The 20,403-nt window shown below is 72.7% G+C and carries 15 protein-coding genes and 1 pseudogene; 7 read left to right on the top strand and 9 right to left on the bottom strand.

What is annotated here, in order from left to right; all coding sequences use genetic code 11:
- Positions 1–119 precede the first annotated feature (119 nt).
- From HNR76_RS07810 to HNR76_RS07830, 6 genes and pseudogenes are all read left to right on the top strand, one after another.
- Positions 120–464 (top strand): GntR family transcriptional regulator, encoded by a 345-nt coding sequence (locus HNR76_RS07810; RefSeq protein WP_170298585.1) that lies wholly within the window; start codon positions 120–122, stop codon positions 462–464.
- Positions 461–1,351 carry an ABC transporter ATP-binding protein gene (locus tag HNR76_RS07815; protein WP_162309555.1) on the top strand — a complete coding sequence of 297 codons (891 nt, stop codon included), beginning with the start codon at positions 461–463 and terminating at the stop codon, positions 1,349–1,351. The genes HNR76_RS07810 and HNR76_RS07815 overlap by 4 nt, the downstream gene beginning before the upstream one ends.
- Positions 1,348–2,016, top strand: a complete 669-nt coding sequence (locus HNR76_RS07820; protein WP_162309556.1) for an ABC-2 transporter permease — start codon at positions 1,348–1,350, stop codon at positions 2,014–2,016. The genes HNR76_RS07815 and HNR76_RS07820 overlap by 4 nt, the downstream gene beginning before the upstream one ends.
- A gap of 12 nt (positions 2,017–2,028) precedes the next feature.
- Positions 2,029–3,156 (top strand): annotated as a pseudogene (locus tag HNR76_RS15735) (acyltransferase family protein); the annotation flags it as partial.
- A gap of 159 nt (positions 3,157–3,315) precedes the next feature.
- A complete protein-coding gene (locus tag HNR76_RS15740) occupies positions 3,316–4,191 on the top strand; it encodes an ABC transporter ATP-binding protein (RefSeq protein WP_249065573.1) in 876 nt (291 codons plus the stop codon).
- Positions 4,188–4,985 (top strand): ABC transporter permease, encoded by a 798-nt coding sequence (locus HNR76_RS07830; RefSeq protein ID WP_162309558.1) that lies wholly within the window; start codon positions 4,188–4,190, stop codon positions 4,983–4,985. The genes HNR76_RS15740 and HNR76_RS07830 overlap by 4 nt, the downstream gene beginning before the upstream one ends.
- A 172-nt stretch (positions 4,986–5,157) precedes the next feature.
- Here the strand turns inward: HNR76_RS07830 and mtnA are convergent, their stop codons facing one another.
- The 7 genes from mtnA to smc form a co-directional block, all read right to left on the bottom strand.
- Positions 5,158–6,216: an S-methyl-5-thioribose-1-phosphate isomerase gene (mtnA, locus tag HNR76_RS07835; protein ID WP_162309559.1), complete on the bottom strand. Its 1,059-nt coding sequence runs from the start codon at positions 6,214–6,216 to the stop codon at positions 5,158–5,160.
- Between the two features lie 36 nt (positions 6,217–6,252).
- The gene (locus tag HNR76_RS07840) at positions 6,253–6,939 is read right to left on the bottom strand and encodes a DUF3011 domain-containing protein (RefSeq protein WP_162309761.1); all 687 of its coding nucleotides are present in this window, start codon (positions 6,937–6,939) and stop codon (positions 6,253–6,255) included.
- Between the two features lie 110 nt (positions 6,940–7,049).
- Positions 7,050–8,033 (bottom strand): EF-P lysine aminoacylase EpmA, encoded by a 984-nt coding sequence (gene epmA / locus HNR76_RS07845; RefSeq protein WP_249065562.1) that lies wholly within the window; start codon positions 8,031–8,033, stop codon positions 7,050–7,052.
- A gap of 225 nt (positions 8,034–8,258) precedes the next feature.
- Complete coding sequence (gene ligA, locus HNR76_RS07850; protein WP_162309561.1) at positions 8,259–10,742, bottom strand: NAD-dependent DNA ligase LigA; 2,484 nt, start codon at positions 10,740–10,742, stop codon at positions 8,259–8,261.
- Positions 10,743–10,869: 127 nt separating this feature from the next.
- On the bottom strand, positions 10,870–11,679 hold the full coding sequence (locus HNR76_RS07855) for an ankyrin repeat domain-containing protein (RefSeq protein WP_211373148.1): 810 nt from the start codon (positions 11,677–11,679) through the stop codon (positions 10,870–10,872).
- Between the two features lie 69 nt (positions 11,680–11,748).
- Positions 11,749–12,489, bottom strand: a complete 741-nt coding sequence (gene zipA, locus HNR76_RS07860) for a cell division protein ZipA (RefSeq protein WP_162309562.1) — start codon at positions 12,487–12,489, stop codon at positions 11,749–11,751.
- A gap of 184 nt (positions 12,490–12,673) precedes the next feature.
- Positions 12,674–16,177, bottom strand: coding sequence for a chromosome segregation protein SMC (gene smc / locus HNR76_RS07865; protein ID WP_162309563.1), 3,504 nt, complete (start codon positions 16,175–16,177; stop codon positions 12,674–12,676).
- A gap of 364 nt (positions 16,178–16,541) precedes the next feature.
- On the opposite strand from smc, the gene ubiM reads away from it, so the two are divergent.
- Positions 16,542–17,768, top strand: coding sequence for a 5-demethoxyubiquinol-8 5-hydroxylase UbiM (gene ubiM / locus HNR76_RS07870; RefSeq protein WP_162309564.1), 1,227 nt, complete (start codon positions 16,542–16,544; stop codon positions 17,766–17,768).
- Between the two features lie 22 nt (positions 17,769–17,790).
- Here ubiM and HNR76_RS07875 read toward each other — a convergent pair whose 3' ends face one another.
- The gene (locus HNR76_RS07875) at positions 17,791–18,345 is read right to left on the bottom strand and encodes an NADPH-dependent FMN reductase (RefSeq protein WP_162309565.1); all 555 of its coding nucleotides are present in this window, start codon (positions 18,343–18,345) and stop codon (positions 17,791–17,793) included.
- A 114-nt stretch (positions 18,346–18,459) separates the two neighbouring features.
- Positions 18,460–20,400 carry an asparagine synthase (glutamine-hydrolyzing) gene (gene asnB / locus HNR76_RS07880; RefSeq protein ID WP_162309566.1) on the bottom strand — a complete coding sequence of 647 codons (1,941 nt, stop codon included), beginning with the start codon at positions 20,398–20,400 and terminating at the stop codon, positions 18,460–18,462.
- Positions 20,401–20,403 lie beyond the last annotated feature (3 nt).

Here is a 20,403-nt window from a genome sequence, read left to right on the forward strand (position 1 = left end):
TTTCCCCGCCGTGGGCGACACGATTGCACCGGGGGCTTCCCATGCCCGCCCAACTGTGCATACACTATATGTACAGTATGTACAGTGGAATCCACATCTCGCAAACGGACGCCCGTCCGATGTACGCCCAGATCATGGAACAGATCCGGGCCCGCATCGCCGCGGGCGACTGGCCGCCCGGCAGGGAGCTGCCGTCGATCCGGGCGCTGGCGGCCGGGCTCAGCGTCAGCGTGATCACGGTCAAGCGCGCCTACCTGGACTTGGAATCGGAAGGCCTGATCGTCACCCGCCACGGCAAGGGCTCCTTCGTCGCCGACGACGGCCACCTCGCCGGCGAACTGCAGCACCAGAAGCTGGACGAACACCTGGAGGCCGCGGCGGGGATCGCCCGGCAACTGGGCATGTCCCCCGAAAACCTGGCGGCGCGCCTGCGCCGCGCGCAGAGGAAGCCCGAACCCAAATGACCGCCACCCGGCACATCGAGATGCACGGTGTCAGCAAGACGTTCCGCTTCTTCGCCCTTCAGGACCTCTCGTTCGGGCTCGAGCCGGGCCAGGTCATGGGCTTCGTCGGCCCCAACGGCGCCGGCAAGAGCACCACCCTGCGCATGGCCATGGGCATGTTGGCCCCGGATGCCGGGCAGATCCGCGTGCTCGGCCAGCCCATGCCCGAGGCGCAGGCCACGGCCAAGCGCGACGTCGGCTACGTCTCGGCGGACATGCGGCTGATGCCCAATGCCACCCTGGACTGGCACATGCGGCTGGTGGCCTCGATCCATCCGGAATGGGACGCGGACTACGCCGCCCTGCTCGTCCGCCGCTTCAACCTGCGTCCGGAACAGATGGCGCGCAGCCTCTCGCACGGCGAGCAGGTCAAGGCCGCCCTGCTGCTGGCGCTGGCCCGCCGCCCGCGCCTGCTGATCCTGGACGAGCCCAGCAACGGCCTTGACCCGGTGGCCCGCCACGAACTGCTCACCGAGTTCATGGACGTGGTCCGCGACGAGGAGCGCTCGATCCTGTTCTCCTCGCACAACACCGTGGACGTGGAACGGATCTGCGACCGGATCGTGTTCCTCGACCGCGGCCGGATCGTGGACAGCGGCGACAAGGAGCAGTTCCTGGAGCGCTGGCGCCGGATCGAGGTCCAGCTGCCGGCCGGCGCGGCCCTGCCCGACATCCCCGACGTCGTCGAGCGTGCCGGGGATGGCCGGTTCCACACCCTCACCACCAACCGCTTCAGCGAGCTGCAGCTGGCGCGGCTGGGCGCCGCCGTGGCCAACGTGCAACGCATGAGCCTGGAAGAGATCTTCGTCGCCAACGTGATGCACCACCGGGAGGCGCGCGGCCAATGAACATCGTCGTCCGCAAGCTCGTGCTCAAGGAGCTGTACGTCAACCGCTGGATGATCACGGTCACCGCCACGGGCGCGGCTGCCTCCGCCTTCCTCTGCGCCTTCGGCAGGACCGCCTTCAACGTCGGTGCCCTGGCCTGGATGACCGCGCTGATCGCATGCGGGGTGATGCTGGCCATCTACGGGGTCATGAACGAGCGCAAGGAGCAGTCGCTGCAGTTCGTGCTCAGCCTGCCCATCTCCATCGGCCAGTACGTGCTGGCCAAGACCATCGGCCTGCTGCTCAGCTACATGGTCCCCTGGCTGGCGGCCACCGCCTCGGCGGTGGCGCTGGTGCTGCTCTCGCCCGGCATCAACGACGGCCTGCTGCCCTACGTGGTCGCGCTTTGCGGCTTCCTGCTGGCCAACTTCGCGGTGGTGCTGTGCGGCGCGCTGCATGCGCGCTCCGAGGCGCTGGTCACGGCGCTGATCATCGTCACCAACATGGCGGTCAGCCTGTTCTTGTTCCTCGTCGGCGCCCTGCCCGGGATCAAGGACCACCTGGATGGCCCGGTCCCGGTCTGGAACGGGACCGTCCTCGGCGTCCTGCTGGTCGAACTCGCCGTCCTCGCCATCGCCCTCGTCCTGCCGCAACTCACCGCGGCGCGGCGCCGCGACTTCATCTGAAGGATCGCCTCCATGGACACCCCCGATTCCCGGCGCCTGCACGCGCTGGACGCCGTACGCGGCTTCGCCCTCCTGCTCGGCGTGGGCTTCCATGCCGCGCTCTCCTTCATGCCCGGATGGCCGCCGGGCCTGTGGGCCATGGTCGACAACTCGCCCAGCGCGTTCCTGGGCGACGCGGCGTTCGTCGCCCACAGCTTTCGGATGACCCTGTTCTTCTTCATCGCTGGGTTCTTCGCCCGCCTGCTGCTGCAAAGGCTGGGCACCGCGGGCTTCTGCCGCAACCGTCTGATGCGCATCGCCGTGCCGATGCTGGTGGCCTGGCCGGTGCTGTACCCGCTGATCTCCGCGGCCTGGATGGCCGGCCTGGCCAAGGCCTTCGGCGGCCAACTGCCGCCGATGCCGGAACTGCCCAGGGTGGCCGGCGCCTTCCCGCTGGCGCACCTGTGGTTCCTGTACCAGCTGCTGCAGCTGTACGCGGTCGCCCTGCTGGTCCGCGCCGCGGTCGCAGGTATCGACCGTGGGCAGAAGCTGCGCAGCGCGATCGATGCGCTGGTCGTCGGCGCGCTCAGGTTCCCGCTGGCGGCCTTCGTGCTCGCCATCCCGGTGGCGCTGGCGCTGATGGCGCTGCCGGGATGGTTCTACTGGTCGGGCATTCCCGCCCCTGACCAGACGCTGGTCCCGCAGCCGGCACCGCTGGTGGGTTATGGCGTGGCCTTCGGCTTCGGCTGGCTGGTGCACCGGTCCCGCGACGCGCTGGCCCTGATCGCCCGGACCTGGCTGCCGAACCTTTCGCTGGGCGGGCTGGCCGCCGGCTGGATGCTGCTGGGCCTGCGCGTCTCGCCGATGGCGCCGCCGGAATTCCCGGCCAACCCGTTTGCCCTGGTCGACGGCGCCACCCTGACCAAGTCCGGCTTCGCCTTCATGCACGGCGTGGCGGCGTGGGGCTTGTCGCTGGGCATCACCGGCGCCGCCTTGCGCTTCCTGTCCGGCTACAGCCCGGTCCGCCGCTACCTCGCCGATGCCTCGTACTGGGTGTACCTGGCGCACCTGCCGCTGGTGGCCGCCCTGCAGGTCTGGGTGGGCCACTGGCCGCTCTCCTGGGGCATCAAGTTCCCGCTGATCCTGGCGGTGAGCCTGGCCGTGCTGTTCGCCAGCTATCACTGGTTGGTGCGGCCGACGGTCATCGGCCAGCTGCTCAATGGCCGCCGGTATCCGCGTGGCGGCGGCGCACCCTTGCCGCCCTCCACGCCTTCGCCCGCCCCGTGGCCGACGCGCGGCGGCCGGGTCGACGGCCCGCCCGTGGCCGAGCTGCGCGGCGTCACCCGGACCTTCGCCGGGGTCACCGCGCTGGACCGGATCGACCTGCAGCTGCGCGCCGGCGAACTGCTGGCCATGCTCGGGCCCAACGGCGCCGGCAAGTCCACCGCCATCGCCTTGTGGCTGGGCCTGATCGAAGCCGACGCCGGCGACGCGGTCCTGCTGGGCGGCCCGCCGCGGGAAAGCGTGCGCCGGCAGGGCCTGGGCGCGATGCTGCAGGACGTGGAACTGCCGCGGGAACTGAGCCCGCGCGACCTGGTGCGGCTGGCCTCCAGCTACTACGCCGATCCCTTGCCGGTCGAGGAGACCCTGCGCCGGGCCGGCATCGCCGACTTCGCCGCCCGGCCCTACGGCAAGCTCTCCGGCGGGCAGAAACGCCTGGTCCAGTTCGCCGTGGCCATCTGCGGCCAGCCGCGGGTGCTGTTCCTGGACGAACCGACGGTCGGGCTGGACATACAGGCGCGCCAGGCGCTGTGGGCCAGCATCCGCGGGCTGCTCGCGGCCGGGTGCTCGGTGGTGCTGACCACCCATTACCTGGAAGAGGCCGAGGCCCTGGCCGACCGGGTCGCGGTGATTGCCAGGGGCCGGCTGGTCGCCTCCGGCAGCGTGGACGAGATGCGCGCACTAGTGGCCCGGCGCCGGATCAGCTGCGAGTCCCGGCTCACGGCCGCGCAGGTCGGCGGCTGGCCGGGCGTGCTCGATGCCCGCTCCGAATCCGACCGCCTGCACCTGACCGCCAGCGATGCCGAGGCGGTGGTGCGTCGCCTGCTGGCCGAAGACCCCACCCTTGCCGGACTGGAAGTACGCCAGGCCGGACTCAACGAAGCATTCGACGCACTCACCCGGGAGGCCGCATGAACGCCCATACCCTGGACCACCCCGCCGCCACGGCGGCGCCTTCGCCGCGACGGGTCGCCGTCGCCTACCTGGAGGAGATCCGCTGCGAGGCCTTGCGGCTGCTGCGCAACCCGGGCCTGGCCTTCCCGACCCTGGTCATGCCGGTGGCGCTGTACGCGCTGATCGCGCTGGTGGTCACCGGCGAGGCCACGGCCAGGGAGCCTGCCACCGCGGTGTTCCTGTTCTCGGCGTTCTCGGTGATGGCGGTCAGCATGCCGGCGCTGTTCGGCATCGGCACCTCGCTGGCCATGGAGCGGGAGATGGGACTGCTGCGCCTGAAGCGTGCCCAGCCCGCGCCGGCCGGATCCTGGCTGGTGGCCAAGATCGCCTGCGGGCTGGCCTTCGGCGCGATCGCCTACGCTCCCGTTCTGGGAGCCGCGCTGGCCGCGGACCGGCTGCCGCTGGAACCGTGGCGCATCGCCGCGATGAGCGCGGCGCTGCTGGCCGGCGCCATCCCGTTCTGCGCGATGGGGCTGATGATCGGCACCCTGTTCCGCGGCGGCGCCGCGCCCGGCTATGCCAACCTCGCCTACCTGCCCGGCTGCTACCTGTCGGGAATGTTCTTCCCTTTGCCGCCGTCGATGTACTGGCAGGTGCCTTTGTGGCCGCAGTTCCACGTCGGCCAGCTGGCCATGCACGCCGGCGGCGTGGACAAGCTGCAGTTCGAGCCGGTGCTGACGGCGGCGGGCGGGATGGTCGGGTTCACGGTGCTGTTCAGCGCGGTGGCGATCTGGCGGCTGGCGCGCAAGGGCTGAAGCCGCCCTCGTGTGGCTTGCCCATGCAGGAGCGGCCGGCCGGGCCGAAGCATTCCGGTGCGATGCCTGCCGACGGGAAGTAAAGGAGGAGATCCTGGCTGCAAGCCAGGATCGGGGGACATGAGCGGCGGCAGGCATCGTGCCGGAACGCCGCAGCGTGGCATCCCCGGCGTCAGCCGCCGAACAGCGCCCGCATCTTCGCCGCGTCGGGGCGCTCGACCACGCCCTTCTCGGTCACGATCGCGTCGATCAGCGTGCCCGGGGTGACGTCGAACACCGGGTTCCAGGCGGCGATGCCCTCGGCCACGGTGCGCACCCCGCCCACGCCGTGCAGCTCGCCCGGGTCGCGCTGCTCGATCTCGATGGCCGCGCCGTCCGCCGTGCCCATGTCCACGGTCGAGGACGGCGCCACCACCATGAACCTCACCGCGTGGTGGCGCGCGGCGATGGCCAGTTGGTAGGTGCCGATCTTGTTGGCGGTGTCGCCGTTGGCGCAGATCCGGTCGGCGCCGACCACCACCCACTGCACTGCGCCGGTCTTCATCAGGTGTGCGGCGGCCGAGTCGGCGATCAGGGTGGCGTCGATGCCGTCCTGCTGCAGCTCCCACACGGTCAGGCGCGCGCCCTGCAGCCACGGCCGCGTCTCGCCGGCGAACACCCGGGCGATGCGGCCCTGGGCCATGCCCGCGCGGATCACGCCCAGCGCGGTGCCGAAGCCCGCGGTGGCCAGCGAGCCGGTGTTGCAATGGGTCAGCACGCCGCTGCCCGGGGCCACGAGCGCGGCGCCCAGCGCGCCCATGTGCCGGTTGGCGGCCAGGTCCTCGTCGGCGATGGCCTGCGCTTCGCGCTCCAGAACCTGGCGCCAATCGGCGCCGGCGCCGGCCAGCGCGCGGCGCATCCGCGCCAGCGCCCAGGCCAGGTTGACCGCCGTCGGGCGCGCGGCGCCGAGCCGCTGCAGCGCCGGTTCCAGCTTCTGCAACGCCTGGTCGCCATCCTGCGCCTCGGCCGCGCGCCCGGCCAGGACCGTGCCCCAGGCGGCGGCGATGCCGATGGCGGGCGCGCCGCGCACGGTCAGGTCGGCGATGGCCTGCGCGACCGCGTCGCTGTCGCCGCAGGCCACGTGCTCGACCGCGAACGGCAGCTTGCGCTGGTCGAGCAGCTCCAGGGTGTCGCCGGTCCAGAGGATCGGGCGGATGTGGTCGTAGCGATCGAAGTCGAAGGCGATGTCCATGATGCGCATTCTACCCGGCGTGCGAACGCCGCCCGGCTACTGCACGGCGAACTCGGCGCGGCAGCCGTCGTCGACCCAGACGCCGTGTTCGTCCCATCCCCAGTTGCGCCCTTCCTCGCAGGCCGTATCGGACAACTGCCGCACCAGGAACACCTCCTGGTCGATGGTGGTGCCGCAGGTGCGCTTGATCAAGCCCTTCGATTCGCAGGTGAGCAGCCGCGGGCCCGGCGGGAAGCCGGCATCCCGGTCGCCGACCTCGAACTCGCCTTTGCAGCCGCGCGCGACCCAGATCTCGTTGCGGCCCACGCCCCAGCTCTCGCCGAACCGGCAGGGCGGCGAGGACAGTTGCCGCAGCAGCCGCACCGGCGCGCCACGCAGCGCCACCGCGCAACTGCGGCTGCGGCCGCTGGGCGACTCGCAACGGATCACGTGGCGGCTGGCCGACGACGACGCGCCGCGCGCGCGGAACTCGGCGCGGCAGCCGCGGGTCACCCATACGCCCTGCCCATCCACGCCCCAGTCCGATTCGCGGATGCACGGGGTCTCGGACAACTGCCTCACCAGGTCGACGCCGCCGCCGGCTTCCATCGCGCAATAGGTGCGCCGAAGGTCTTCCGACTCGCAGCGCACCACTTCGCCGGCGGTCGCCGCCGCCGCTGGGACGGTGGCCTCGGCCACCAGCCACAGGCTCGCACAGGCCAGTCCCATCACCGCCGCTCCCATCCTGCCCGCCACACGCACCGGCTGCATGCACCCTACCCCCGCTACGGTCCACGTCGGGCCGATTCTGGCCCGGCGCCGGACAGTGTGCGGTGAACGGCGTGAACTCGCGTTCAGGCGCGGGCGAAATCGAAGGCGAGCACGTCGCCGATCCGGTCGGTGCCGCACAGCGCCATTAGCAGTCGTTCCACCCCCAGGGCCACGCCGGCGCAATCGGGCATGCCGGCCTGCAGCGCAGCCAGCAGGCGCGCGTCCACCGGCGGCGGCACGCCGCCGCGCGCGGCGCGAACCTGCCGGTCGCGCTGGAAACGCGCGCCCTGCTCGGCGGCGTCGGTCAGTTCGTGGTAGCCGTTGGCCAGCTCGAAACGGCCCAGGTACAGCTCGAAGCGCTCGGCCACCGGCGGGTCGCCCGCCCTGATCCGCGCCAGCGCGCATTGGGTGGCCGGCCAGTCATGGACCACGGTGATGCGGTCGGCGGGAAAATGCGGCTGGATGCGATGGGTCATGAGCAGGTCCAGCCAGTCGTCGCGGCCCAGGCCCTGGCCATCGATGCCGATGCCGGCCAGCGGCGCGCGCAGCCGCGCCTCGTCGTCGGCGAACGGGTCCACGCCGGCGGCCTGCACGAACAGGTCGCGATAGCCCAGCGACACCACCTCGGCGCGGCGACCGACCAGCGCCAGCGATCGCTGGACCAGTTCGACCGTCTCCTCGGCCAGGCGCCGGTGGTCCCAGCCGACCCGGTACCACTCCAGCATCGTGAACTCGGGGTTGTGGCGGCCGCCGGCCTCGCCGTTGCGGAACACCCGGCCCAGTTCGTAGCAGTCGCCGATGCCGGCCGCCAGCAGGCGCTTGAGCGGGTACTCGGGCGAGGTGCGCAGCCAGCGCTCCGCCGCGCCGGCGTCGCGGTGGCCGTCGAAGCGGGCGGTGAAGCTGTCGATGTTCGGCTCGGTGTTGCCGGCCGCCGACAGCACCGGCGTCTCCACCTCCAGCACGCCGCGCTCGGCGAAGAACGCACGGAACAGCGCATACGCCCGCGCGCGCAGGCGCAGCGCCTGGATGCCGGCACTGGGTTGCCAGTCGCCTTGGTTCCGGTTCACGAATCGCTCCCGCGCAGGTCCGCGGCGCGGCGGCGCGGGCAACGCCGGGGCTGCCGCCATCCGCCGCCCGGCACTGTCGCCGGTCCACGGGTCAGGCGCATGGAACCAGCGACCGCCCCCGGGCCGGCCATGCCACCGATGCGGGCCGCTCGCGGCGGGAGGCCACGGCGGCCGCGCGCGTACGCCAACGCATCGCCGCAGGACTGTCGTACGCGCTCCATCGCCTCACTCGTGCTCGTGGAGGAACGCCAGCAGCCGCGCCTCGTCCCAGACCTCGACGCCCAGCTCCTCGGCCTTGGCCAGCTTGGAGCCGGCGGCCTCGCCCGCCACCACCAGGCTGGTCTTCTTCGACACGCTGCCGGCGGCCTTCGCCCCCAGCGCTTCCAGCCTCTCCTTGGCTTCCTCGCGTCCCATCGCCGACAGCGTGCCGGTCAGCACCACCGTCTTCCCGTCCAACGGCCCGGCCGCACGCGCGGCGCGTTGCGGCAGCAGGCCGCGCAGGCGTGCTTGCGCCTGCGCACCGCTCAGCAGCAGGCCGGCATGGGCGGCATCCTCCAGCCAGGCGACCAGTGCGGCGGCGGTCTCGCTCGGGAGGCCGGCGGTGACCAGGTTGTGCACCGGCGCGTCGAGCAGCGCCTGCGCGTCGGCGAAGGCGGCCCCCACCTGCGCCGCGCGCACCGGGGTCACCTTCGGGATTTCCAGGTCCACCAGCAGCGTGGCCAGGTCCAGCGCCTCGCCCAGGCGCGGATCGGGCGCATGCGCGCCGCCGATGCGCACGCCGCGCTCCAGCAGCCGGTCGATCGCCTGCTGGTTGCCCGGCTGGTCGAGGAAATGGCCCAGCGCGCGCGCCACCTCGCCGCCGATGTCGGGCACGCGCTTGAACAGCGGCCACGGCAGGCGGCGGATGAGTTCCAGGTCGCCGAACCATAGCGCCAGCGTCTTGGCGGTGCTCTCGCCCACGTGCTGGATGCCCAGCGCGTACAGGAAGCGGGCCAGGGTGGTGTCGCGGCTGCGGTCGATGGCCTCGATCAGGTTGTCCGCCGCCCGGGTCGCGATCTTCTTTTCGTTCCAGGCGAACGCGGCCCGGCCCTGGCGCAGCGCGCGGATCACGTGCCTGTCCCAGTCCGGCGCCTGCAGCGCCTGCGGCGCGAACGCGGCGGCCACCGCCGCGGCCGCCTCCTGCCCGGCGGCCAGATGGGTGCGCACCTGCGCCTCCACATCCTCCGGCGCGGCGTCCAGCACCAGCCGGACCAGCAGCAGGTCGTCCCGCGACAGCGCATAGATGTCGGCCGGCGAAGCGACCACGCCGGTCTCCACCATCAGGTCGACGAACTTCTCGCCCATGCCCTCGATGTCCATCGCGCGGCGCGAGGCGAAGTGGAACAGGGTCTCCTTGAGCTGGGCCGGGCAGGACAGCTCGCCCGAGCAGCGCCACGCCGCCGCGCCCTCCTCGCGCACCAGTTCCGAGCCGCACACCGGGCAGGCCGCGGGCATCGACCATGGCCGCGCGTCCGGCGGGCGCCGGTCGGCCACCACCTGCACCACTTCCGGGATCACGTCGCCGGCGCGGCGCACGATCACCGTGTCGCCGTTGCGCACGTCCAGGCGGGCGACGTGGTCGGCGTTGTGCAGGGTGGCGCGGGTGACGGTCACCCCGCCCACCTGCACCGGCTGCATCAGCGCCCACGGCGTGACCGCGCCGGTGCGGCCGACGTTGACCTCGATCGATTCGACCACCGTGGTCTGTTCCTGGGCCGGGAACTTGTGCGCCAGCGCCCAGCGCGGCGCGCGCGAGACGAAGCCCATTTCGCGCTGGCCGGCGTAGTCGTCCAGCTTATAGACCACCCCGTCGATGTCGAACGGCAGGCCGTCGCGGGCCTCGCCGATCCGGCGGTAGTAGTCCAGCAACCCGTCCACGCCCCGGACCACCGTGGCCAACTCGCTGACCGGGAAGCCCCACTCGCGCAGCCGGGCCAGCGTGGCCGAATGGGTGGCCGGCAGCGCGCCGGCCTCCGCCTGGCCCACGCCGTAGGCGAAGAAGCTCAGCGGCCGCTGCGCGGTCAGCTTCGGATCGATCTGGCGCAGCGAGCCGGCCGCGCCGTTGCGCGGGTTGGCCAGCACCTTGCCACCGTGCAGGCGCGCGTTCTCGTTCCAGCGCTCGAAGTCGGCGCGAGCCATGTAGACCTCGCCGCGCACCTCCAGCACCTTCGGCCAGCCGCCGTCCCGCAGCGCCTGCGGGATGCCGGAAATCGTGCGCAGGTTGGCGGTCACGTCCTCGCCGGTGGCGCCGTCGCCGCGGGTGGCGCCCTGCACGAACGCGCCGTCCTCGTAGCGCAGGCTGATGGCCAGGCCGTCGAGCTTGGGCTCGGCCGAGAAGACCAGTTCGTCGCGGTCCAGGCGCTCGCGGATGCGGCGGGCGAAGTCGACCACTTCCTCGTCGCCGAAGGCATTGCCCAGCGACAGCATCGGCACCGCATGCACGACCGGGGGGAAGCGCCCCGCCGGCGCGGCGCCGACCCGCTGGGTCGGCGAGTCGGCCGAGGCCAACTCCGGATGCGCCGCCTCCAGCGCCTCCAGTTCGCGCACCAGCGCGTCGTACTCGGCGTCGGCGATGTCCGGCGCGTCGAGCTGGTGGTAGCGGCGGTTGGCGTCTTCGATGCGGGCGCGCAGGGCAGCGGCGCGGTCGGCGGGAGCCGGGCTGGAGGTCATCGGGCGGCGGCGTGGGTCGGGGCCGCGATTTTACCCGCCGTGGCGTGCAGGCGCCGACTTGCCGGCGACTGCACGGGGAAACCGCCTGCCTGCGATCCGTCGGCCATGGCGGCCGCCGGCACGCCGGCTACAGGTGCAGTAGCGGCCGGGTTGCGGACGAGCCGTCCCAGTCCACGGTGAAGCCGGCGGCACGGAAGGCGTCCACGATCCTTCGCCCGACCCGTCGCATATCGGGTTCGCCGCCCTCGGGCGCACCCCAGAACGCCAGCGGCAAAACGCCATTGCGGCGAGCGCGAGCGCGGTCCTGCCGGGTGTACCAGCAGAAACCGTCGATGCCCGGGGCCAGGCCGCCACTCGCCGCGCCGGCCTGGGCGCAGTCGGCGAAACCGTCCTCCTGGGTGTTGCCGGCCTCGTGCAGCGCCACCATCCCGGCCCCGCGCAGCGCCTCGAACACCGCCTCGATCCTGGCCTTGGTCGCCTTCCACTTCCACGCGCCCCGTCGGCTCGAGGGCGGGGCGGCTGGCGGCGGTTCCACCACGATGCCGGTCGCCGCCGATAACAGCGCCCGCACGTCCGGATCCATCGCGTTGACGACGATGCTGTTGCCGTGCCTGTCGCGAACCCGCGGATCGGCGCCGGCGTCGAGCAGGCAAAGCACCGGCTCGGGCGACGACGAGAACTCCGCGGCCAGGTACAACGGCGTACGGCTGTCGGCACTGCGCGCCTCGGCCGGCGAGCCGGCATCGAGCAAGCGGCGCATGACCGCCACCACCGTGGAAGGTTCCGCGCCGTTGGCGCCCATCGCCGCATGGTGCAGCGGGTTGAAGCCATTGCTGTCCACGGCGGCCGGATCGGCACCGGCCACCAGGCAGGCGTCCACGGCGGCCACGTCCGCCCGGCGGGCCGCCTCCAGCAGACGCAGGCACCGCTCATCCACGATTGTTCCCCTCCCTGTGCCCTCCCATCCGGCTGTCCGGGCCGTTCGCCTTCCCGTCCGGCCCGCGCCTCACCAGCGCGGCGCCTTGGTCAGCGGCGGCGCGTCGTGCTGGCGGTCGTAGGCGCGCAGTTCGTCGCGGATGTGGGCGATGCGCTGGCGGCCCAAAGCGTTGCGGCTGTCGTCCAGGACCACGCCGTCGAGCAGTTCGGCCATGCGCTGCACCGTGGGCAGCATCTTCTCCCAGGCGTCCAGCGCCGGGGCCGGCGCGGGCAGGGTGAGGAAGAAGGCGATGGCCGGCGTCTCCAGGTCGCGGATGGTGGCCATGTCGAAGCTGCCGGGCTTGATGATGCTGGCCATGCTGAACACCGGGCCGCGCTCGGGGTGGGCCTCCAGCAGCCGGTGGAACACGTTCATGTGGCCGAACACCATGCCGGTCTTCTCCGCGGCCACCACGATGTCCTCGCCGCGCAGGGTGTTGCCGGCGCGCGCGGCCACGTACAGCGAGACGATCTTGTCGAAGTCCTGGCTCTCGCGCCGGCCCAGGGTGTTGCCGGACGAAGCCGGGTCCGGCGCCAGGCCCAGGTCGGGCTGGCTGTCGCCGTCGGTGCGGCTGTCGGCGCCCGCAGGCGCCGCATCGGCGCCGCCCAGGGAAGGCTCGTGGCGCGCGGGGCCGTACTCGGACGTCATCGCCGGCGATTCCCGGCGGCGCCCCTGCTGCTCCTTGCGCGGCCGGCCGAACCAGAAGATCGCCGCGATCAGCAGCAGGCCGGCAGCCAGGATACCGATGCGCAGCCAGGCGATGTCGGACATGAAGCGCGTCTCCGCGGAGTCGGATCAAGGCCCAAGGATGACATAGAGCCGGGAATGGAGAACAGGGAACGGCCGGGGGAGCGCCGGGCCTTCTCCGCTCCCCGGGCCGGTCGCCGGCCTGGACTCGGCTGCACGGATGTCGTGAAGATCCACGACACGGCCGCCGGAATCGGCGCGCGCGCTGCTATGCCGCGCCGGCCAGGCGCGCGGCCTCCTCCAGGTCCACGCTGACCAGGCGCGACACGCCCGGCTCGCGCATGGTCACGCCGGAGAGCTGGTGCGCGGCCTCCATCGTCGCCTTGTTGTGGCTGACGAACAGGAACTGCACCTTCTCGCTCATCTCCTTGACCAGGCTGGCCAGGCGGCCGACGTTGGCCTCGTCCAGCGGCGCGTCCACCTCGTCCAGCAGGCAGAACGGCGCGGGATTGAGCTGGAAGATGGCGAACACCAGGGCCACCGCGGTCATGGCCTTCTCGCCGCCGGACAGCAGCGAGATGTTGGACACGCGCTTGCCCGGCGGGCGGGCCATGATCGCCACGCCCGTGTCCAGCAAGTCCTCGCCGGTCAGCTCCAGGTAGGCGTGGCCGCCGCCGAACAGGCGCGGGTACAGTTGCTGGATGCCGGAGTTGACCCGGTCGAAGGTATCCTTGAAGCGGCCGCGGGTCTCGCGGTCGATCTTGCGGATCGCCTCCTCCAGGGTGTCCAGCGCGGTGGTCAGGTCGGTGTTCTGCGCGTCCAGGTATTCCTTGCGCTGCTCCGCCTCGCCGCATTCCTGGATCGCGGCCAGGTTGACCGGCTCCAGCCGGCGCATGCGCGCGTCGATCTGGCCGACCGCCTGCTCCCATTCGCGCGCGTCGGCCACCTCCGGCAAGGTGTTGACCACGTCCTCCATCGCCAGCCCGTCGGCGACGATGGCCTGCACCAACTGCTCGGCCTTCAGCGCCAGCGCCTGCTGTTCCATGCGCCGCTGGGCGATGCGCTCGCGCTGGGCCAGCGACTGTTCGTCGCGCTGCTGGCGCGACTGCTCGAAGCCGCGCAGCTCGTGGTCGACGCCTTCCAGCACCGCGCGCGCCTCGCCCAGGGCGCGGTCGGCGCGCACGCGCTCGGCCAGCGCGGCCTGGTGCTCGGCCTCCAGCGCCTGCACCGGCGAGTCGCCGGTGCTCAGTTGCGCGGCCAGGTCGCCCAGGCGCGAGTCCAACTGGCTGCGCTGGGCATCCATGCGCTGCAGGGCCTGGGTGAGCGCGGCGATCTGGGTGCGCTGCGATTCCAGGCCCAGGGCCAGCGCGTGGCTGGCGTCGCGGCTGGCGCGGGCCGCGTCGCGGGCCAGGTCGCGGGCGTCGATGCGCTGGCGGCGCTCGGCCTCCAGCGCCTGGCGCGCGGTCTCCAGGTCGCCCATGGCGACCACCGCGTCCTCCAGCCGCGCACGCGCCTGCCGGGCCTGCTCGCGGCTGTCGTCCAGGGTCTGGGCCAGTTGCGCCAGTTCGGTCTCGATGCGCTCGATGCGCTGGCGCGCACTGTCCATCCGGCCTTGCTGGCTCTGCAACTGGCCGGCCAGCTCGGAGACGCTGCGATGGGCCATGTACAACTGGCGCTGGGCGTCCTCGCGTTGCTGCTCGGCGGCCAGCGACTGGTCGCGCAGGCGGGCCAGGCGTTCTTCCAGCTCGGCCTCGCGCTGCTGCAGCTCCTCGATGCCGGTGCGCAGCGACTGGATCTGGCGCTCGCGCAGCAGCGCGCCCTGCCTGGCCGCGCCGGAGCGCGACACCCGCACCCAGCCCTCGCCCAGGCGCTCGCCGGCGCGGGTGATGATCGAGTCGCCTTCGCCCAGTTGCGGCAGCAGGCCACGCGCCTGCGCCAGGTCCTCGGCCGCGTGCAGGCGGGACAGCAGGCGGCGCACCGCCAGCGGGCCGCGCACCTTGGCCGCCAGCGAGGTCGGCGCGAACACGGCGTCGCCGTTGTCGTCGGCGACCAGCGCGATGCGGCCGTCGCCGAGGTCGGCCAGCGCTTCCACCAGTTGCTCCGGGGCATCGACCAGCACGCCTTCGATCAACTGGCCCAGCGCGCTTTCGACCGCATTCTCCCAGCCGTCCTCGACGCTCAGCCGCTCGCCCACGCGCGCGGCCGAATCCAGCCCGCGCGCCTTCAGCCAGGCCACCGCCGCGCCCTGCTCCTGGCCCAGCGCGGCCTGCTGCAGGGTCTCCAGCGAAGACAGGCGGCCGCGTGCGGCCTGGGCCTGCTTGCGCACCTCGGCCAGTTCGCCCTGCGCCGTGCGCTGTTGTTCCTGCAGGCCGGCCACGCCCTGCTTGCGGGCTTCCAGTTGTTCGTTGAGGCCGTCCAGCGCGGCCTTCTGGGTCTCGTGCTGGACCTGCGCCTGCTCGAAGGCCTGCGCCAGCGTGTCCAGGTCCAGCCCGGCACGCTCGCCGGAGAGCGCCTCGCGGCGGCGCTCGGCCTCCAGCGACTGCCGGTCCAGGTAGTCCACGCGGGTGCGCTCGACCTCGCCGGCGCGAGTGGCCTCGGCGGCCTGGCGGCCGTGCGTCTCCCAGCGCTGCTGCCAGTCCGACAGCGCGGCCTCGGCCTCGCGCAGGGCGTCCTGGCGGAACAGGTCGTCCTCGCGCAACTGCTCCAGGCGCGGCGCGGCCTCCTCCACCGTTGCCTGCAGCGCTTCCAGCTTCTGCCGGTCATCGCCGATGTGCCGGTCCAGCTCGTCCAGCGCGGTGGCGGCCTCGTCGCGGGCCTGGTTCAGGCGGCTGGCCATCTCGCGCTGGTGCTGGATCTGCTGTTCGATCCGGGCCAACACGCCGCCGACCTGGTAGACCTCGGCCTGGGCCTTGCCCAGCGCCTCGGCGGCGGCCTCGCGGCGCACCCGGCCGGTCTCGATCTCGCGCTCGGCCTCGCGCTGGCCGGCGACGATCTGCTCCAGCCGGGTCTCTTCCTGCGCCAGGCGTTCGCGCAGGCCCTGCAACTGTACGTCCAGGGTGCGGAACTGCAGCGCCTTCCACTCGGCGTCCTTGACCTTGCGCTCTGCGGCCAGCGCCTGGTACTGCTCGGCCTGGCGGGCCTGGCGGCGCAGGTGATCGAGCTGCTTGTCGACTTCCTCGCGCAGGTCGTTGAGCCGGTCCAGGTTCTCGCGGGTGTGGCGGATGCGGGTCTCGGTCTCCTTGCGCCGCTCCTTGTACTTGGAGATGCCGGCGGCCTCCTCCAGGTAGACGCGCAGGTCCTCGGGCCGGGCCTCGATGATCTGGCTGATCATGCCCTGCTCGATGATCGAGTAGCTGCGCGGCCCCAGGCCCGTGCCCAGGAACAGGTCGGTGATGTCGCGGCGGCGGCACTTGGTGCCGTTGAGGTAGTACTGGCTCTGGCCGTCGCGGCTGACCGTGCGCTTGACCGAGATCTCGTTGAACGCGGCGTACTCGCCGGCGATGGCGTGGTCGGTGTTGTCGAAGATCAGCTCGACCGTGGCCTGCGACACCGGCTTGCGCGCGGCCGAGCCGGAGAAGATCACGTCGGTCAGCGAGTCGCCGCGCAGACGGCTGGCCGAGCTTTCGCCCATCACCCAGCGCACCGCGTCGATGATGTTGGACTTGCCGCAGCCGTTGGGCCCGACCACGCCGGTCAGGTTGGTCGGCAGGTGCAGGGTGGTCGGGTCGACGAAGGACTTGAATCCGGACAGCTTGATCGTGGACAGGCGCATGCGGCGATCGGTTCCCCGGGAGGTGGCGCGGCGCAGGGCGTCACCGGGTTGAAGTCGTGTATCCAGAAAGTACGCCAAGTGATTGAGTCACAATGACGTCGGCGCCACCGAAACGGTGCCGGACCGGGCAGTATAGCGGCACCGGGGCCATGCTCGCGGGCCGCCGGCCCGGCTTTCCCCGAATCGGTGCGGTGCCGCGAACGGGGGCGCCCGCGACCGCCGCGGCCGTCATTCCGGCCCGGCTTGACCGGGATCAGGACGCCCCGCCCCGGCCTGCCTAGACTAGGCCGGTCTCCCCTTCGGAACGAATCCCGCCGGACATGGACCGCCACCTGCCGAGCACACGCCAAAGGAGCACGTTGCGATGAACCACGACGTACTGATCGTCGGCGCCGGACCCACCGGCCTGTGCCTGGCCCGGGCGCTGGGCCGGCAGTCGCTGCGGGTGGCCCTGGTCGAGCGCCAACCGCAGGCCGCCCTGGCGCAGCCGGCCTTCGACGGTCGCGAGATCGCCCTGACCCACGCCTCGATGCGCCTGCTGCGCGAACTCGACGTCTGGCGCCACCTGCCGGCCGAGGGGATCCACCCGCTGCGCAGCGCCAAGGTGATGGATCGCGACCTGGCCCGCGAGATGCGCGTCCTGCCGGGCGATGGCGACCGCCTGGGCAACCTGGTGCCCAACCACCTGATCCGGCGCGCGGCCTGGCAGGCGGTGCAGGAGACGCCCGGGGTCACCCTCTATCCCGACGCCCGCATCCAGGCCCTGCACGCCGGCGCGGACTCGGCCTGGGTACAACTGCAGGACGGCCCGCGGCTGCAGGCGCGGCTGCTGGTGGCCGCCGACAGCCGCTTCTCCGAGACCCGGCGCGCGCTGGGCATCGACGCGGACCTGCACGACTTCGGCAAGAGCATGCTGGTGTGCCGCGTGCGCCACGAGCTGCCGCACGAGCATGCGGCCTGGGAATGGTTCGGCCTGGGCCAGACCCGGGCCCTGCTGCCGCTGGACGAGCACCTGGCCTCGGCGGTGATCACCCTGCCCGGCGAACAGGCGCGCGTGCTGGCCGGCCTGGACGAGAGCGCCTTCGCCACCGAGCTGGAACGCCGCTACGACGGCCGCCTGGGTCGCATGGAACTGGCCAGCACCCGCCACGTCTACCCGCTGGTGGCGACCTGGGCGCGGCGCTTCGTCGGGCCGCGCCTGGCCCTGGCCGGCGACGCGGCGGTGGGCATGCATCCGGTGACCGCGCATGGGTTCAACCTGGGCCTGGCCGGGGTCGAGCGCCTGTCGTGCACGCTGGCCGATGCGCTGCGCCAGGGGCGCGACATCGCCGACCCATCCCTGCTGGCGGGCTACCAGCGCCGCCACCGGCTCGGCTGCCGGCCGCTGTTCCAGACCACCCGCGCCATCGTCGGCCTGTACACCGACGACCGCCTGCCCGCGCGCTGGCTGCGCGGCGCGGCGCTGCACGCGGGCGCCGCGCTGCCACCGTTCCGGCGCGCCATCGCCGCCACGCTCACCGACGCCGGGCCGGTGGACCCATCGCCGCTGCAGCGCGTGCGCGCGGGCCTGGCGCAGTTGCGCCTGGGCTGAGCCGGCCGGCCCGCGGCGCGGTTCAACCGCGCTGGCGGTCGATCCACGCCACGAAGCGGTCGATGAAGTCCTCGAGGAACTCGCGGGTGTCCTGCCGGGTCACCCGTCCTTCCGCGTCGACCAGCCCCTCCTTGAAGTGGATGTACACCTCCGGCTGCGGCAGCACCGCCATGTCCAGGTAGGCCAGGGTGTTGCGCAGGTGCTGCTGCGCCATGGCCGTGCCGATGGCGCCGACCGAAGCGCCGGCCACCGCCGCCGGCAGCCCGGCGAAGGCGCTGTCGCCGTATGGGCGCGAGGCCAGGTCGATCGCGTTCTTGAGCACGCCCGGCACCGAGCGGTTGTACTCGGGGGTGACGAACAGCACCGCGTCCGCACCCCGAACCCGCTGCTTCAGCGCGGTGCCCTCAGCCGGGTAGTCGCCGTCGAAATCCTGGTCGTAGAGCGGCAGGCGCCCCAGTTCGACGCAGTGGAATTCCAGCCGGTCCTCGCCCAGCCGCTCCAGCGCGCGCGCCAGTTGCCGGTTGAACGACGCCTTGCGCAGGCTGCCGACGAACACCGCGACCTTGTACTTGTCCATGGCCGGTTTCTCGCATGGGGGGGGACAGGCCGCCGATGCTAGGCGGGCCGGCGCGGAAGCGGAGTGAAGGCGCGACGGCCGGTGAGGCGCCGGCCAGCGCCTCGCGCCTCGCGCCTAGGGGCGAGGCGCGTCGCGGCTGGCACGCCAGTGCGCGTGCCAGGCCTGGAACATCAACACCGTCCACAGGTGCGTATGCCATTTGCGCTCGCCACCCTGGAAGCGGCGCCAGACCTCGGCGATCGGCCGCGGGTCGAGCAGGCCCTCGCCGCGCAGGCGCTGGGCCTGCAGCAGGTCGCCGGCCCAGCCGGCCAAGTCGCCGCGCAGCCAGTCGCCCACCGGCGCGCCGAAGCCGCGCTTGCCGCGGTCGACCATCGCGTCGGGCAGGTAGCGGCGCAGCACTCGCTTGAGCAGGTACTTGCTGGTGCCGTCGCGCAGTTTCATGTCCAGCGGCAGCGACCAGGCGAACTCGACCACGCGCCAGTCCAGCAGCGGCGCGCGCGCCTCCAGGCTCACCGCCATGCTGGCGCGGTCCACCTTGCACAGGAGATCGTCCGGCAGGTAGGCGAGGAAGTCGGCCAGCATCATCGCCTCGGCCTCGCGCCCCGGCAGCCCCAGTGGATCGGCCTGCCCGTAGACGCTGTCCGGCTCGCGCGCGCCGACGACGGCCGCGGCCGGGTCGCGCCAGCGCGAGATGCGGTTGCGGTAGACGTCGCCGATGCCGCGCGCGCCCATCTCCGCCAGCAACGCGGCCAGGCCGCCGGTGCGCGAGCCCTCGCCGCGCGCACCCGGCAGCCTGGCCAGCAGGCCGCGCACCGGCCGCGGGATGCGGTTGAGAATGGCCCAGTTGCGCAACGCCCGCTGGTAGCGGCCGTAGCCGAAGAACAACTCGTCGCCGCCGTCGCCGGAGAGGGCCACGGCCACGTCCCGCCGCGCCAGTTGGCAGACCAGCGCGGTAGGCACCTGCGAGGCGTCGGCGAAGGGCTCGTCGAACATCGCCGGCAGCCCCGGCACCAGCGCCGAGGCGTCCGCGCCGCTCAGGTACAGCTCGGTGTGGTCGGTACCCAGGTGCCGCGCCACTTCCAGCGCGAGCGGCGCCTCGTCGTGGCGCGAGCCGGCGAAGCCGATGGTGAAGCTGCGTACCGGCCGCTCGCTCTGCGCCTGCATCAGCGCGGCCACGGTGGACGAATCGGTGCCGCCGGACAGGAACACGCCGACCGGCACGTCGGCCACCCGGCGCAAGCCGACCGCGTCGTGCAGCAGGGCGTCCAGCCGCGACTCCGCCTCGTCCACCCCGCCGGCGAACGGCTCGGCCAGCACGGCGCGCATGCGCTCGCGCCCATCCCACCAGCGCCGCTGGTCGCGGTGCGGGTCGTGCGCCGCGGCGCCATCGGCCACCGCCGCCGCATCCAGCCGCAGCAGGCAGCCGGGCATCAGCTTGAAGGCCCCCTCGTGGACGCAATGCGGCGCCGGGATGTAGCCCAGCCGCAGCAGCAGGGTCAGCGCGTCGCGGTCCACGCCGTTGTCGAAGTCCGGGTGCCGCCACAGCGCCTTGAGCTCGGAGCCGAACACCAGCGCCCCACCGGCCCAGCCGTAGTACAGGGTCTTCTTGCCGACGCGGTCGCGGGCCAGCCACAGGCAGCGCTCGCGCCGGTCCCACAGGGCGATGGCGAACATGCCGTTGCAGCGCCGCAGGGCGTCTTCCACGCCCCATTCGGCGATCGCCGCCAGCAGCACCTCGGTATCCGAGCGGCCGCGGAAGCGGTGGCCCAGCGCGGCCAGCGCCGCGCGCAGGGCCACGAAGTTGTAGACCTCGCCGTTGCAGGCCAGCACGTAGCGGCCATCGGCCGAGGCCATCGGCTGGCGGCCCAGCGGCGACAGGTCGAGGATGCTCAGCCGCCGATGCGCCAGCGCGACGCCGGCCTGGCCGTCCACCCACACCCCGGCGTCGTCCGGGCCGCGATGGGGCAGCGCGGCGGCCATGTCCTGCGCCTGCGCGGCCAGCGCGTCGCCATGCAGCCGCGGCTGCGCCAGCAGCAATCCGGTCAATCCGCACATGGC

This window comes from Pseudoxanthomonas broegbernensis (assembly GCF_014202435.1).
GTDB classification, from domain to species: Bacteria; Pseudomonadota; Gammaproteobacteria; order Xanthomonadales; family Xanthomonadaceae; genus Pseudoxanthomonas; species Pseudoxanthomonas broegbernensis.